Origin of the sequence: Phyllobacterium sp. 22552 (assembly GCF_052044585.1) — a bacterium.
Taxonomy (GTDB): domain Bacteria; phylum Pseudomonadota; class Alphaproteobacteria; order Rhizobiales; family Rhizobiaceae; genus Phyllobacterium; species Phyllobacterium ifriqiyense.
The window spans coordinates 349,373-364,504 of record NZ_JBQENG010000005.1; the positions used below are offsets into that span (position 1 = coordinate 349,373).

Annotated in this window: 13 protein-coding genes and 1 pseudogene; 4 read left to right on the plus strand and 10 right to left on the minus strand. The window is 54.8% G+C overall.

Features of this window, described 5'->3' with window-relative positions; genetic code table 11:
- Window positions 1-243 precede the first annotated feature (243 nt).
- Window positions 244-1,368: pseudogene (locus tag ACTJI9_RS14580) on the plus strand (thiamine pyrophosphate-binding protein); the annotation flags it as partial.
- An 82-nt stretch (window positions 1,369-1,450) separates the two neighbouring features.
- On the opposite strand, the gene repC reads toward ACTJI9_RS14580, so the two are convergent.
- The 4 genes from repC to ACTJI9_RS14600 all read right to left on the minus strand — a co-directional run bounded on the left by repC (window position 1,451) and on the right by ACTJI9_RS14600 (window position 6,509).
- Window positions 1,451-2,758, minus strand: a complete 1,308-nt coding sequence (gene repC, locus ACTJI9_RS14585) for a plasmid replication protein RepC (protein WP_336442198.1) — start codon at window positions 2,756-2,758, stop codon at window positions 1,451-1,453.
- 253 nt (window positions 2,759-3,011) lie between these two features.
- The gene (gene repB / locus ACTJI9_RS14590; protein WP_440808916.1) at window positions 3,012-4,079 is read right to left on the minus strand and encodes a plasmid partitioning protein RepB; all 1,068 of its coding nucleotides are present in this window, start codon (window positions 4,077-4,079) and stop codon (window positions 3,012-3,014) included.
- A 10-nt stretch (window positions 4,080-4,089) separates the two neighbouring features.
- Window positions 4,090-5,370 carry a plasmid partitioning protein RepA gene (repA, locus tag ACTJI9_RS14595; protein ID WP_370878657.1) on the minus strand — a complete coding sequence of 427 codons (1,281 nt, stop codon included), beginning with the start codon at window positions 5,368-5,370 and terminating at the stop codon, window positions 4,090-4,092.
- Between the two features lie 272 nt (window positions 5,371-5,642).
- Window positions 5,643-6,509, minus strand: a complete 867-nt coding sequence (locus ACTJI9_RS14600; RefSeq protein ID WP_337355017.1) for a LysR family transcriptional regulator — start codon at window positions 6,507-6,509, stop codon at window positions 5,643-5,645.
- 99 nt (window positions 6,510-6,608) lie between these two features.
- Between ACTJI9_RS14600 and ACTJI9_RS14605 the strand changes: the two genes are divergently transcribed.
- On the plus strand, window positions 6,609-7,973 hold the full coding sequence (locus ACTJI9_RS14605) for an MFS transporter (RefSeq protein ID WP_440808873.1): 1,365 nt from the start codon (window positions 6,609-6,611) through the stop codon (window positions 7,971-7,973).
- Between the two features lie 84 nt (window positions 7,974-8,057).
- Here ACTJI9_RS14605 and ACTJI9_RS14610 read toward each other — a convergent pair whose 3' ends face one another.
- Window positions 8,058-8,900, minus strand: a complete 843-nt coding sequence (locus tag ACTJI9_RS14610; RefSeq protein WP_440808876.1) for an aldo/keto reductase — start codon at window positions 8,898-8,900, stop codon at window positions 8,058-8,060.
- Window positions 8,901-9,057: 157 nt separating this feature from the next.
- On the opposite strand from ACTJI9_RS14610, the gene ACTJI9_RS14615 reads away from it, so the two are divergent.
- Window positions 9,058-9,543 carry a hypothetical protein gene (locus tag ACTJI9_RS14615; RefSeq protein ID WP_307275391.1) on the plus strand — a complete coding sequence of 162 codons (486 nt, stop codon included), beginning with the start codon at window positions 9,058-9,060 and terminating at the stop codon, window positions 9,541-9,543.
- 36 nt (window positions 9,544-9,579) lie between these two features.
- Here the strand turns inward: ACTJI9_RS14615 and ACTJI9_RS14620 are convergent, their stop codons facing one another.
- The 4 genes from ACTJI9_RS14620 to ACTJI9_RS14635 form a co-directional block, all read right to left on the minus strand.
- Window positions 9,580-10,413, minus strand: coding sequence for a bifunctional allantoicase/(S)-ureidoglycine aminohydrolase (locus ACTJI9_RS14620; protein WP_115053439.1), 834 nt, complete (start codon window positions 10,411-10,413; stop codon window positions 9,580-9,582).
- Window positions 10,414-10,489: 76 nt separating this feature from the next.
- Window positions 10,490-11,869: an aldehyde dehydrogenase family protein gene (locus tag ACTJI9_RS14625; RefSeq protein WP_440808918.1), complete on the minus strand. Its 1,380-nt coding sequence runs from the start codon at window positions 11,867-11,869 to the stop codon at window positions 10,490-10,492.
- Between the two features lie 13 nt (window positions 11,870-11,882).
- Entirely contained in the window at window positions 11,883-13,529 is a 1,647-nt protein-coding gene (locus ACTJI9_RS14630; protein ID WP_336442193.1) for an acetolactate synthase large subunit, read from the minus strand.
- Window positions 13,530-13,656: 127 nt separating this feature from the next.
- Complete coding sequence (locus tag ACTJI9_RS14635) at window positions 13,657-13,986, minus strand: hypothetical protein (protein WP_336442192.1); 330 nt, start codon at window positions 13,984-13,986, stop codon at window positions 13,657-13,659.
- A 157-nt stretch (window positions 13,987-14,143) separates the two neighbouring features.
- Here ACTJI9_RS14635 and ACTJI9_RS14640 point away from each other — a divergent pair, with 157 nt between their 5' ends.
- Window positions 14,144-14,602, plus strand: coding sequence for a GNAT family N-acetyltransferase (locus ACTJI9_RS14640; protein ID WP_307275403.1), 459 nt, complete (start codon window positions 14,144-14,146; stop codon window positions 14,600-14,602).
- Between the two features lie 42 nt (window positions 14,603-14,644).
- On the opposite strand, the gene ACTJI9_RS14645 is transcribed toward ACTJI9_RS14640, so the two are convergent.
- On the minus strand, window positions 14,645-15,132 hold a 488-nt coding region (locus ACTJI9_RS14645; protein ID WP_440808880.1), incomplete at its 5' end, for a YdeI/OmpD-associated family protein.

Here is a 15,132-nt window from a genome sequence, read left to right on the forward strand (position 1 = left end):
GCGCTGTGTATTGTATTGACCACGCAAATAATTCCAGTTACTGAATCGGGTTATGAAAGCTGCAATGGTTATTCTGGTGGTGGGATCGCGCATGGGCAGGATGGTTTGACCATCCGGCATTAGCACCCATGCGCGGCAAACAAGCTCCTGACGGAGCTTTTTTTATGCCCGGAATTTAGTTCCGCCCTGCTCCGTCACAACCATCCACTTCAATCATTGCACAAAGGAACTGCCATGAAAGGCATGTATACTAACGAACCCGCACGTCCTGAAATGACCGGAGCAGAAATTGTCCTGCAGGCGTTGCGCGACAATGGCGTTGAGCACATTTTCGGTTATCCGGGCGCCGCGGTGCTACCGATCTATGACGAGATATTCCAACAGAACGAAATAAAGCACATATTGGTTCGCCACGAACAGGGCGCGGGCCACGCCGCCGAAGGATATGCCCGTTCCACCGGTAAAGTCGGTGTCATGCTGGTAACGTCCGGCCCCGGCGCGACGAATGCGGTGACATCACTACAAAATGCCATGGCCGATTCCGTGCCAATCATCTGTCTGACAGGACAAGTGGCAACCGACCTGATCGGTTCTGACGCTTTCCAGGAATGCGACACTGTTGGGATTACACGGCCCTGCACCAAACATAGCTGGCTGGTCAAAGATGTGAAGGAACTCGCCGCCACAATTCATAAGGCATTTCATCTGGCCCGCTCAGGCCGGCCCGGTCCGGTTCTCATCGACATGCCAAAGGATATGCTTCTCCAAAGCACTTATTATGTGGCTCCTTCTGCCGACCCGCATGTCGATGATAATCCGCAACTTGCCGAAGACGACCGGCAGATAAAGGCAAACACTCCTTTGCAACGCGAGCGCGAAGAAAACACCGGGCTGCACTACGCACTCAAACGGCTTTACATGCTGACCCGCGATCATGCGCCCTATATTGCTACCGATACGAAGCGCTATCAGTTCGCTGAACACTTCTATTCGCCCCTAGTATCAAGCGGGTTCGGCACGGCCGGTTATGGCTTGCCGGCTGCAATAGGCATGCAAATCGCCCATCCTGAAAGTCTCGTCATTGATATTGCAGATGAGTCATCTGTCCAAGCGACGATGAAGGAGCTTTCCACGGCAATCCAGTATGATGCACCGATAAAGGTTTTCATATTGAACAACCCGAACTTGAGCTTAGGCGGAAAATCGCAAAAGCACGGTTCCTACTCGAACGCCCTGCCGGATTTCGTAAAGCTGGCGGAAGCTTTCGGTGCCGTCGGTATCCGATGCGACGAGCCTGACAATCTTGACCGCGCAATTGGAGAAATGCTTTCAGTGAGACGACCGGTGCTTTTTGACTGCCGGATTGCCGGCTGACCGGTTAAGTTGGCGGGGCGCATCCGCGCCCCGACGATAGCAATTCCAGATAGGATCACTGTGACCCGGCTTTTTTTCAAGCTCGTCCCTCGCCATTCAATGCTTTGATCACCGGAATGACCGAATACTGCCCGATCTCGGCCCGGTCGGTCAAAGCTCTCAAATAACCGCCGGGAGAGCGGATTTCACCCACGCGCTCCAAAATGGCAGCAATCGTGATGGAAGCATTGATATCACCCATGGCGTCACGCGCCCTTTCCCAGGCATCGGGCGAAACGCCAAGCATCGAGCGGACCAATCCTGCCGTTTGCATCAGATCGCGCCAGTCCTCAATGCCGTTTCGGGCATAATCGCGAATTTGCGGACAGGCGGACAGCACAGCATCCAGCGGCATGGGGATCGATTTTGTTTCCAGCTTCGGCCAATCATCCACGGGTCCGGTGGCTTTTACAGTTCGACGGGCGCTATCAAGCCTTTGCCGCATCTTCGTCATTGCGACTGTTCGTCCAGGCATATTGTCCACCGGTACGGGCTCACCGTTTTGCCTCTGGCCCTTTTCTTGGGCCCTTTCAAAATTGGGGTCTATATTTGAATTCTGAATATGGCGCTCAAAAGAAGAGTCAGTGCCGCTCATTTCTTTGTCTGATAATGTATCCAGATAGGCATTTTCGACCTTCGTGCGGAGCTTTGCCAGGCTGTCACAGCGTGTCTGGAGTGTCTCGAGCGGCAAATGCCTGCTTACCCGTCCGGACAAAGCTGCAAGCTCATCCGCATATCCCATCCAGTCACCTGCCCGCTCCTCGCCAAGACCCGCATGGATCGTTTTGGAGATATCTCGCAGATGAATGGTGATCTCGCTACGAACGCGGTGGATCGCCCGCGCCAGATCGCGTGCCTGAACCGCATGGGCTTCGATTTCGTCGGCACGCAGCGCCAAAGGTGACAGATCGAAGCCGAACGCGTGCTCAATCTCGCCGGTTTCGCCACGCCGGGCATAACGTTTGCCGTTTGGGCTATCGCGGCGGATAATCAGTCCCGTCTCGACCAATGCCGCCAGATGCCGGCGAATTGTCGCGGAAGACATGCCGCGTGTGCGTAGCGACAGCTCTGCATTGGACGGAAAGACGATCAATGGTGCTGCGCCATCAAGCATGGTTTCCGGGTAGAAACTGAGCAGCGCTTCCAGAACGGCAATCGTACGGTCTGAAAGGAAAAACGCTGCGCGCGCCTCGGTTAATGAGCGTAAAAGCGCCCATTTTTCCGGCTGACTTCCGCCGGTTTCGTTCAGTTTTTCTCTCGCTCGCGCTGTCTTTTCCTGCACTGCAAAAATGGCGTGCGACAGCGATCGTCCGCCAAATGGCGACGTTGCAAAACGATCGGTCATGTTTCTTCACCTCAATTTGAGGCAATGAAAAGGTATGCCGGAACGCGTCCGACTCTTGACAAGTCAGGGTGGAAGTGATTCTCTAAAATTGCTACATTGAAGAGGGCTTCCGGGGCGGTGACGTTCTGGGGGCCTTTTTTCTTGCCGTTGCTTCCTTCTCTTTCAGTCCCTTTGTACGGCTCCTTACGAACCGGCTTGTACTAACACTTACACACACTATCCGGCTTTTTGACCCCGTGGATAAGTCACCACGTTATTTGTCATTCGTCCGGCTGTTGTAACGGGCGAGCAATGCCTCAAGCTCTTCCGATACAAATGCCGCAAACCCTTGCGGTATATGGTCGGCGAAGGTCAGGACCTGCCTGCCTCCACTTGAATCCAAAAGTGCAATTTTCTTGGCACCCGTGTTTATTTTGTCCACGCTCGGCGCAGCATTGCGCGGAGCCAGCACGACCGGCTCAACACGCTTGAGCAACCGCTCGAAAATACGATTGAACCGTGTATTGCTATCTGCGATTCCAAAAGGCTCGAGCGTAATTTCGTTCAGCGCAGCAGCCTGTGCTTCATTGGATTTGAGCAATTCTGCAAACCTGACCCAGCGTGGACGGCCAATCTTCGGGGCCGGGCCAATTGCCCGCACGATCGGATAAGGCACTGCGGCCGCAACCTGCAGAAAGCGGGTCATTTCAGCCTTGTCGATCGACAGGGCGTCTTGAACAAGCCCGCGCTCAAAGCCGCGCTCAACAAGATTTCGCGCAAAGAAGGCACGCTCGATAAAGGAAAGATCGCGGCGCTCGGTATTTTCCTTGCCCTGAGCCAATACCAGCTGGACATCGCTGAGTTCACGCACAATGGCATGGACCGGCTTGCCAATGCGCTGGGCAGCACGCAGGCGGCGATGCCCATAGGCGGTCTGATAATGCCCCGGCTTATCCGGATGCGGTCGCACAAGAACCGGCACCTGCTGGCCATTCTGGCGGATGCTTTCAACGAGATTTTCGAAATCTTCGTCGAGCCCTGCCGCATGGCTGAGCCGGTCTTCGACAAAAGAGGTTTCGACCAGCGCAGGATCAAGTTCAACCACGCGCTCGACACCTTCGAGGCTTTCCTTCAAGCGGCGCGCATCTTCAATTTCACGGGACATGCCGCCGAGCGAAAGCCCCATAGCCTTAACCGCGCCTGATGCAGCGCGAGGCTTGAGCGCTTCATTGCCGATCAGCGGCTGCGCTATAGGCTCAACGGGTTTCTGTTCGGGTACGGGAATGTTTTCCACCGTTCCGAACAATGCCTTGAGCTGATCCCTGCGATTATTGCCTGTCATCATCGCGCCCTCATACCGGCCTCTTCCAGGCCTTGTAGATCAAGCCCTGGATTTCGGAGTTGACGGAAGTCAGCGATTCAATTGCGCGGTCATAGGTTGCGCGGGTGAAGCTGTCGCGGGATACTTCGTAGAGCGTCTGCTTGGTAAGACCTGCATCGGAAAACGCAGTGGACTTGACCACCGATGAGGTGAGCACGCGGTCCCCGAACAGCGAACGCAGGAAACCGGCAATCTGCTGCTGCGGCGCATCATTTGGCTCAAAGCGCGTAATCAGATAGCGCATGAAATCGAAATTAAGCTCGCCGCCAGCCTCTCGCACGACCGCAAGCAAATCCGCTGTCATGAACAGGAACTGGCTCATGGAGGCGACATCCAGCATTTGCGGATGAACGGTAACAAGCACTGACGTTGCAGCGCAAAGCGCCGATAGCGTCAGAAAACCAAGTTGCGGCGGACAGTCTATGACCACAACGTCATAATCGTCTGACACTGTATCAAGCGCTGCCTGAACACGGGCAAAGAACAATTGCTGCTCGACAGTTTGGGCAGCGCCGTGTTGGCGGTCAGCAAGCATTTGCGGCGTGGTGTGTTCAAATTCCTGCAATTCCAGATTGCCCGGAATGAGATCAAGCCCATCAAAATAGGTCTTGCAAATAATATCGCGCAGCGGACGGCGCTCGCCATCATAGCGGATTGCTCCGTAGAGCGTATCATTGCCGGTCAGATCCAGCTCCGGTTGATAACCGAATAATGCAGACATTGATGCCTGCGGATCAAGATCGACGGCAAGCACACGGAAACCGGACATTGCCAGATGCTGCGCCAGATGGGCACTGGTCGTGGTCTTGCCGGAACCGCCCTTGAAATTGGTAACGGCAATGACCTGCATGTGCTCATTGGCGGCGGGATCGCGATGCGGCAGATAGGTTTTTGCCTTGGCGCCCCCGGCTTCGGACAGATGGCGGCGCAATGCATTGATCTCGGCAAGCGTATAGAGCCTGCGGCCGCCGCTGCCCGTCTCCGGTTGCGGCCCCTCACCTGCAATTGAAAGCTGGCGCAGATACCCATCCGATACGCCGATGAGCTTTGCCGCCTCGCCGCTGGTGAACTTGCGCAATGTCTTCATGGCTGTTGGCGGAAAGAGCCGGTTGCGCATTGCTTGAAGCTGCGCGGAAAGCATTTCCGCATCGGCAGCGATTGCCCTGTCGGCTGGCAGAACAACAGGCAAAGAAGCATCGCCCACCAAGGATGGGTCGGGTTGATTTGCCTGTGCTGCATGCATCATAGTCAAGGTAATATCCTGTACGTCCGTTCGGTCGTTCCCGGCGCAAGCAGAACATGCGCCGATTCGACATAAAAACCAAAGGGGTAACGCCAGATAGAGATATAACGTTGTAAGCCAGCACTAACACCGCATGAGCTTGGTAACGTTTAATTTGCCGCAAACCCCTCAAAACCGTAACTAGGGTGCTAAAATATCCGAGTCGCGTCAACAACTTTATAGTTAACGCAAATTAACCAATAAGGCATCCTGAGCTGTGGATTGTCGCCCAACGCGCTTTCTCACACAGAAAAGCCGCCATGCTGGGTGATGAGTGCGACAACGAAATCCATCACGGCCCGAACGGACGGTGCCTTGCGTAAGTCCCGATGGACAAGGAGCCAAATGTCCCGACAGAAGGGCGGAACGTCCTCTGCGATACGCACGAGGTCCGGGTCTGCATCGCCCAAAAAGCAAGGCAGTCCGGCAACGCCGGCGCCCGTGCGCGCAGCGATAAGATGCCCGCCAATATCGTTCAATTCGCATGCAACCGGCCGTGCACCAGCAATGCCGAGTAGCCATTTTTGCTGCGGCATATCCCCAAAGCTTTCGTCAAAAGCGATGAACTGCCATCGATCGGGCACATCACGATGCACATAATCGCGGCTGGCGTAAAGACCGAATGCCATGACCCCAAGTTTTCGCGCAACGCTTCCGGTCTCATCGGGCCGTACCAGGCGGAGAGCCACATCCGCCTCCCGGCGGCTGAGCGACACTTGCTGCGCCTGCGCCGCCAGTGAAAGACGGATATCCGGATAGAGTGATCGGAAGTGCGCGAGATGCTGCGTTAGAAGATGCATCGTCAACACGGGCGGAGCGCTAAGTGTGACCTTGCCGACGAGCGGCCTATGCGCTGCCTGAGCAATCCGGGCAATTCCATCCGCGGCATTTTCCATCGCGACGGATTGATCGAACACCTGTTGGCCGATAGCAGTCAAGCGGCAGAATCGCGGCAGTCTCTCAACCAGCGCTACGTCCAGTTCCGCTTCAAGCGCCGTAAGTCGGCGACTGACTGTCGCGTGGTCCACCTTCAAGGCGCGCGCCGCACCGGACAGGGTGCCACTGCGCGCCACAGCGATGAAATGACGAAGATTTTCCCAATCGGCCATCTGTGCGATTTCTCAAGATTCACTGGCATATATACCGAATTACCGCACAGAAGTCATTGCCGTAATTTGGAGACAAATTATCATTGCAGGATTGTCTCCATGTCCGCTTTTCACCCCGTTTATCCGCGTATCACGCTCATCGCCGCTTCTCTCGGCTTCGTGATCGTGCTTCTGGACGTCAGCGTTGTGAATGTCGCACTCGATGCTTTGCGCATGAGTTTCTCCACCAATGTGGCTGGGCTCCAATGGGTGGTAAACGCCTATACACTCATCTTCGCGGCGCTGCTGCTCATGGCGGGCGCATTGGGCGACCGCTTTGGTGCGCGCGCTGTCTTCATAGCGGGTCTCATTCTTTTCACCCTCGCCTCCCTTGGCTGCGGCGTAGCGCAAACGTTAACGGCACTTGTTGCAGCACGGTTTGCACAAGGCATCGGCGCGGCGTTGTTGGTTCCAAATTCGTTGGCGCTGCTCAGCCAGGCATTCCCGGGCAAGGAAGAGCGCAGCCGGGCTGTCGGCTGGTGGGGGGCAGCGGGAGGCATCGCACTGGCGGCCGGACCCGTGGTCGGTGGCTTTCTGGTAACGCAAGTTGGCTGGCGCGGCATTTTCCTGATCAATATTCCGATCGGGCTGATTGGTCTGGCCTTGACCCTGATCTACTCGGCGCCAAGCCCCAGAAATGACCACCGCTCACTTGATCTGCCTGGGCAGGCGGCGGCTATCCTTGCGCTTGTAGCGCTGGCAACGACGCTGACGGATGCGGGGCAATTGGGCTGGACACATCCGCGGATTATTGTGGCCATGCTCGTAACCGTTCTTTCCGCCATCGGCTTCATTCTGATCGAGGTTCGAAGCCGCGCACCGATGCTGCCGCTGTCATTATTCTCTAATTCCGCATTCACAATCGCGGCGGTCACCGGCGTCATCATCAACTTCGCTTATTACGGCCTGATCTTCGTCTTCAGCCTGTTTTTCCAGCTGGAGCAGCATCTTTCGGCTCAGGAAACAGGCATAGCGTTCCTGCCAATGACCGTCATTCTGATGGTCACAAACATTATAGCAAGCCGGTTGATCACCCGCCTCGGCGCGCGCAGGCTGATAGTGTTCGGTCTTGTTCTGGCGGCGGCCGGGTATCTTCTGCTGCTTCCCATCAGCGTCGAAGGCTCTTACTGGCAGTTGGTGGCACCAATGTTGATGGCGGCGAGCGGCATCGCGCTGGTTGTTCCGACGATTACCAACGTCACTCTCTCGTCTGTCGATCAGTCACGGGCCGGGATTGCATCGGGCGTTCTCAACACGGCGCGGCAGATGGGCGGCATGCTCGGCGTTGCGACGTGCGGTTATCTGGTGCGGGACACCGCACCAGTCGCGTTCATACAAGGTATGCATCTCTCGCTCATGGTCGCCGTGGTGCTGCTGTTTCTCGGTGCCGCACTCTCGCTCTTCTGTCTCAGCCGGGAGACTTGAGACGAACACAAGCATTTACACGCTAAGGAAGTCTTGGGACGTCATCATTCAGGGCATGGGGTACGCCCTCTACTGATTTTGCAATTACAGCATGTCCAGTGGTTGTTTTCGATTGGGTCGTTTGAACGCTTGATCCAAAGTTTCCAGCTGCGCGGGCGTTAACGTGATATCCGCGGCTTTTCTGTTGCTGCGAATATGGTCCGGGTTGCTGGACTTTGGAATGGCGATGACGCCATCCTGGTTCAGGACCCATGCCAGCGCAACAACAGCCGCAGTTGTCTCCAACTCGCGCGCTATTCCCGTCAGGGCAGGATGGCTCAGCAGTCTTCCCTGCTCGATCGGTGAATAGGCCATGATCGGAATATTTCGCGATTGGCACCACGGCATTAATCCAACCTCGGGGCCACGCCGTTTCAAATTGAAAAGAATCTGATTTACCGAAACGGCGGTGCCGCCCGCAATCGCCTCCAGCTCCTCCATATCGTCCACGTCAAAATTGCTTACGCCCCAACTGCGGATTTTGCCGGATTCCATCAAGGTTTCAAAAGCGGCAACAGTCTCCTCTAACGCATATCCCCCTCGCCAATGCAGAAGGTAGAGATCGATGAACGACGTCTGCAACCGGTGCAAACTTTGCTCGCAAGCGGTGATAGTACCTTTTCTTGACGCATTGGATGGAAGAACCTTGCTAACGACGAAGACCTTGTCGCGCTGGCCCTTTATGGCCTGTGCCACAACTTCTTCAGCGCCGCCGCCTGCGTACATTTCTGCCGTGTCGATCAGGCTCATTCCAAGATCAATCCCGAGCTTCAACGCATCAGCTTCAGCGCTACGTTTTCGGGCGTCATCCCCCATATACCAAGTACCTTGCCCAAGTATCGGGACATTGTATCCGGAGGGGAGTTTTATGGTCGGTATTTCAGCCATGACGCGTCATTTCAACATATTAATGAATTTGTCGCAAACCCTGTATACAGGTCGAGGAGTTCTTGAGCTGAAACGAATAAGGCCATAGAGATGAATTCGGGGGCACCGCGCGGAACATTCCTGCGCGCTACCAGTTCATGAGCATGGAGGAACTGCGATGTTCATAAAATCTCTCACGGTCGTTACACTTATTGGGTTGTCCGGCATTGTCCTGTCCGGCTGTGTCGCCGATGATGGCGGCGATGGCTATTATGGCGGATCAGGAGGTTATATCTCCAGCTATCCGGACAATGGATATTACGGCAGGGACCGCTATGACCGCCGTGACAGATATTGGCGTGAAAGCAGGCGCGATCGCGACTGGAGAGATCGCCCCCGAAGGGACTGGGACGACAGAGGCGATCGCCCTCACCGAGGCGACAGACCTGATCGGCCAGATTGGAACGACAATAATAATCCAAGGCCACGCCCGCCAGTCGTAGAGCGACCAGATCGGCCCGAGCCAAGCAGACCGGATCGCCGGGAGCGTACAAAAGAGCGCAGCCTGTCTTCTGATGCCGAAAAATCTATCCAGGAACGGCAGGGTGTGGGCGGAACAAGGCCCATTTTGCCGCGTATGCCGGGAACGTCCGACCGGAACTAGGTCTCTTCAAGACAATGCTTGAGGCTCTGTTGAAAATCAGAGCCTTGAGCCACCAAGCTTCATATGTCTGTTGACGTCCTTATAAAGCAGATAGCGAAACGGCTCCGGACCACCCGCGTAGCAAGCTTGCGGGCAGAAGGCCCGCAGCCACATGAAATCGCCAGCCTCGACCTCCACCCAATCCTGATTGAGGCGATAAACCGCCTTGCCTTGGAGGACGTAAAGCCCGTGTTCCATGACATGCGTCTCGGCAAAGGGAATGACAGCTCCCGGTTGCAACGTGACGATAGTGACATGCATGTCGTGACGCATGTCCGAAGGATCGACGAAGCGCGTCGTGGCCCATCGTCCGCCCGTGTCGGGCATGACAGTCGGGGCTATGTCATTTTCATTCAGGAGAAGCGGCGGTGGTGTTTCAATGCCATCTACCGCTTCATAGGCTTTGCGCACCCAATGGAACCGAACATGCGCGTTGGATATGTTCAACGCCTGCCAATTTGTCGAAGGTGGAATGAAGGCATAGCCGCCGGGCTGCAGGATGTGCTCCTTGCCCGCAATTGTAAGCTGCAATTCCCCCTCCACGACAAAGAGAACGCCTTCGGCTTGCGGATCGATTTCGGGACGCGTGCTGCCACCCCCCGGCGCCACTTCCATTATGTATTGTGAAAAAGTTTCCGCAAAACCGGATAACGGCCTGGCGATGATCCAGCAGCGCGTTTTTTCCCAAAATGGCAGATAGCTTGTAACAATATCCTGCATGACCCCTTTCGGGAGCACCGCATAGGCCGTGGTGAACACGGCACGCCCCGTGAGAAGCTGGCTTTGCGCAGGATGCCCGCCTTGTGGCGCATAATATGGATTTTGGGACATGGTGGACTCCTGAGTCTGGTAAGAAACTTTGTGCTCAATTTTGCCACAGGACTTCGCATGTCAAGCGCGAAGGCCCTTAGCTTACATGGTTGAACACAATCATTTTGTCGTCCGCCATTTCTTCCATCGTCCAAGGTATGCCGCCAACACCATAGCCTGACTGACGACGGCCGGTGAAAGGCATCCAATCGGTCCGGAATGCCGTATGGTCGTTAACAAGGACAGCGGATGCATCAAGATGTCTGGCAGCTTTCAACGCAACCGCTATATCTGATGCGAAGACGCTTGCCTGAAAGGCAAAAGGCAGTGAATTGGCGATATTGATGGCTGCATCAAGATCACTATATCCGTAGACGCATGTCAAAGGTCCGAATACTTCGAGCCTGGATACTTTTGTTTCGGCGCCTGGATTAAGAAGAATGGACGGGCGCAAAGTTGTTTCAGACAGACGTCCGCCACCGATTTGTGTTGCCCCCTGCTCCGTCGCTTCCTTGATCCAGGCTTCCACGCGATCCGCCTCCTTGGGCAAAATCAATGGGCCGACTTCCGTATCCTTCAGGACAGGATCACCCACACGCAAAGCGGTAACTTTGGCAGCGAAAGCCTCGGTAAAACTGGCCAATATGTCTTCATGCACAAATAGCCGCTGCGACGAAACGCAGACCTGCCCGGCATGGTAATAGCCGCCTTTGACAACGCTGGCGGCGACCCTGTCCACGTCCACACCGCGGTCAATAATAACGGGCGCGGCACCGCCATGTTCGAGTGCACAACGCGTGCCAGACGGCAGCTTGCTTTTCAGATACCAGCCGATCTTGGCCGAGCCAATGAAACTCAGGAAAGCAATGCGTGGGTCTATCGCCAATTGCTCTGCCAGCGCATTATCTTCTGTAAGGAAAGTCTGGCACCACTGTTCGTCGAGCCCGGCTTCCCGGAAAAGCTTGACCAGTTCGATACAGGAGATCGGCGTCGTGGAAGCGGGCTTGATGATGACCGGGCAACCAACAGCAATCGCCGGTGCAATCTGGTGAACGATCAGATTAAGCGGATGGTTGAAAGCCGATATAGCCGCAACCACGCCGATTGGCTCCTTGGTTGTGAACGCCCATCTATTGGCACTCGCGGCAGTAAGCCCCATCGGGATTTCCTTGCCCCCGAAATTGCGCAATTCATCTGCTGCATTGAGAATGCCATCAATTGCCCGTGTCACTTCAATGATGGCGTCCGGCAATGGCTTGCCGCCCTCACGCGCGATAATTAAGGCAAAACGGTCACGATTCGCCTCAAGCAGCGCCGAGGTTTTGCGCAAAACAGCCATCCGCTCATGGGTTGGCAGCCAACCGGCCTTGTCAGCAAAAGCTTGCGCAGCCATCTGCAACTTGTGCTCCAGGGCCTTGCCGTCGTCGGTTGGAATCTCCTGAATGATTGCGCGGTCAAACGCCTGATATACTTTCATTGCAAGCGTCACTTCATGACTCCAATATCGCTGGAAGCCGCTCACGCAACTCCTTCACCAGAACGCGCTCGTTTTCCGAATAATCGATCGGCACATTGACCAGATGCACGCCACCTTCAGCAAAAGCCGTCGCTATCACCTGTTTGAACTGCCCGATTTCCGTGACCCGCGTTCCCTGGGCTCCATATGACTGCGCATATTTAACAAAGTCCGGATTGCCAAACGTCATTCCGAAATCTGGAAATTCATCCACAGCCTGTTTCCAGCGTATCATCCCATAAGCGCCGTCCTCAATGACGAGCACAACCAGATTGAGCTTCATGCGAACTGCAGTTTCAAGCTCCTGGCTGTTCATCATGAATCCGCCATCCCCGCAAACAGCCATGACGCGGCGTTCGGGATAAAGCATTGCTGCCGTCATGGCCGAGGGCAATCCGGCACCCATTGTCGCCAAGGCATTATCGAGAAGCAGCGTATTGGCCATTCTGGTTCGGTAATTTCTTGCAAACCAGATCTTGTACATACCATTGTCGAGCGCGAGGATACCGTCATGCGGCATCGCTTCGCGAATATCATGGACAAGCCGTTGCGGGGTAAACCGGTCCTCGGTGGCGCGTGCCGCAATCCGGCTTAAAATGCCCTCCCTCAAATGCAGCAGGGCCTGGGCATTGGGGAGTTTCCCTTCGATGCGATCCGCCAATGCTTTGAGCGATGGACCAATATCACCGATGACTTCTGATTGCGGGAAATAGACTTGCTCAACTGTTGCTGGCAGATATCCCACATGGACGACATTCGGGCCCTCCGCCCCCATGATGAAAGGCGGCTTTTCAATCGTGTCATGCCCAATGGTAACGATCAGATCGGCCTGCTCGATAGCCTCATGCACATAATCGCGCTCTGAGAGCGCCGCCGTTCCCATGTATAATTCAGTGCCGCCGGGAACCGTGCCCTTTCCCATCTGCGTTGTGAAAAACGGAATTTGGGTACGAAGCACGAATTGCGCAATGTCTGACGTGGACCGGGGACGCGATGCGGCCGCGCCGAACATCAACAAAGGACGCTTCGCCGCCATGATGATCGAGGCAGCGCGTTCAAGAGACAAATCGCTGGCTGTTGGCAGTTCGACCGCATGGGGCGCAATCAGTGGAACCGGCTGACACTCCTCCGCCGCAATGTCTTCCGGCAGTTCCAGATGCACCGGCCCCGGCCGCTCCTCCTGCGCAATCCTGAAAGCCTCGCGCACAGTGGTTGGAATCATCTGCGGAGACACGATTTGCCGCGACAGCTTGGTCAAGGGCTTCATTGACGCCACCACATCAACCACCTGAAACCGCGCCTGCCTGGAAGATAATATTCCCTTTTGGCCGGTAATCATGATCATGGGCATTGCGCCGAGCAGCGCATAGGCCGCCCCTGTCGAAAGATTCAACGCGCCCGGGCCCAATGTCGTCAGGCAGACGCCCGGCTTGCCCGTCAAGCGCCCATAGGTCGCCGCCATGAATGCCGCCGCCTGCTCATGCCTGGTCAGAACTAGCTGGATGGAAGATTTTCGGATTGACTCGACAACATCAAGGTTCTCTTCACCCGGTATGCCAAAGATACGGTCAACGCCTTCGTTCTCAAGCGCTGCAACAAGTAGATCGGAACCTTTTGTCATGGATTTATGCTCGGCTGTTGACTGGAGCTATCGAGGGGACCCTCGAAAGTTGCGACTATGTGCAAGATAAGCCGTTTTCCCTGCCTGTCCACCCAAACGGTTCATCAACCAATAGTGATCTCAGGTGTTAAGCCCGGCCACCAATGAGCTGTTTTTGGCCACGGCGGTGAATGCCATGTTTGTTCGCCATGCTTTGCAACATTTTCTCGGTCGCAAACGGAAATTCGCGGCGCAGTTCCATCCATGACAAACGCGGAAACAGATCGGACAGACGGATGATTTCCTGCATTGTCCAATTATGTTTGCTGGGCGAAAGATTAAGCCTGCGACATTGCCCGCGAATGGCCGCAGGGCTGCGCGCGGGCAGCATTTCTGCAAGTCTGGCATAGTTTGGATAGAACTTGCGGACAATGGACATTTCTTTTTCAGTCCATGGTCCGGTTTGGTATGTCGACATGACAATTGGCTTTCGGAGCGAATGCGCCTTCTGTATGAGAAGCTGAAGTCAATGATTTATGAGGCTTCCGCTGAAGCAATCAATTGCAACTAGTTGTGAGGAAGCACCCATTTGGCGGAATCCTGGCCGACTTAACCGATAAACTGGAGATATTTCCATGCCAGCACTCATATTTCGCAAAGCGGTGCAAACGGACTTACGCACCTTGATTCTTCTGCTGGCCGATGACGAACTCGGACAAAATCGTGAAACGGTATCGGACCCCATAGCTGATTGCTATATTCGGGCTTTAAAGGCTATCGAAGAAGACCAGAACCAACTTTTGGTTGCCGTCTTAGAAGATGACCAAATCATCGGCTGCATGCAGCTTTCCTATATACCTGGACTTTCACGCAGCGGGATGTGGCGCGGCCAGATCGAAAGCGTGAGAATCGCGCCAAGCCATCGGGGTCGAGGCATCGGTCACCGCATGATCGAATGGGCGATTGAAAATTTCAGAGAGCGCGGATGCGGGCTCGTTCAATTGACATCGGATAAAACGCGGCCGGATGCGCTGAGATTCTATAGCTCGCTTGGATTCGCGCCAACACATGAAGGTTTCAAGCTTTCGCTTTGACGATCCATTCAGGATAAGTTGCTACGTTTCCCCCGAATTGCTTTAATCGTCCAAACCTTTGCCCTCAAGAATTTTTGGCATTGCCTTTTCAATTCTGGCCTCGCGGGTTTTGGATTGTTTTGCCGATGAGAAATGGAGAAGATATCCTCTCTGTCTCCCCGGTGTCAGCGCCTCAAAAGCCGTTTTCAAGGCAGGCATATTATCGAGTTTGATCTGGAATTCTTCAGGAACAGCGAACTCTTTCGTCTTTTTAAAATCGACCTTCAATCCCGCCTTCTGGACCTCAATGGCCTCCTGAATATAATCTTTGAGGACGGCTCTCATCCCCGTTATTTCCGACAGGCTGGTAAACCGGACCTGGCGCGCGGACTGCACATTTTCAGTTTGCCGGATCAGAATATTCTTGTCGTCTTTCAACAGGGCGCCTTGGATAAACAACATTGCGCAATAGGCCTTAAACCCATGAATAAGAACGATATTGCTGTTTTGAAACGTATAGCATGGAACACCCCATTTCAGCTCTTCGGCCA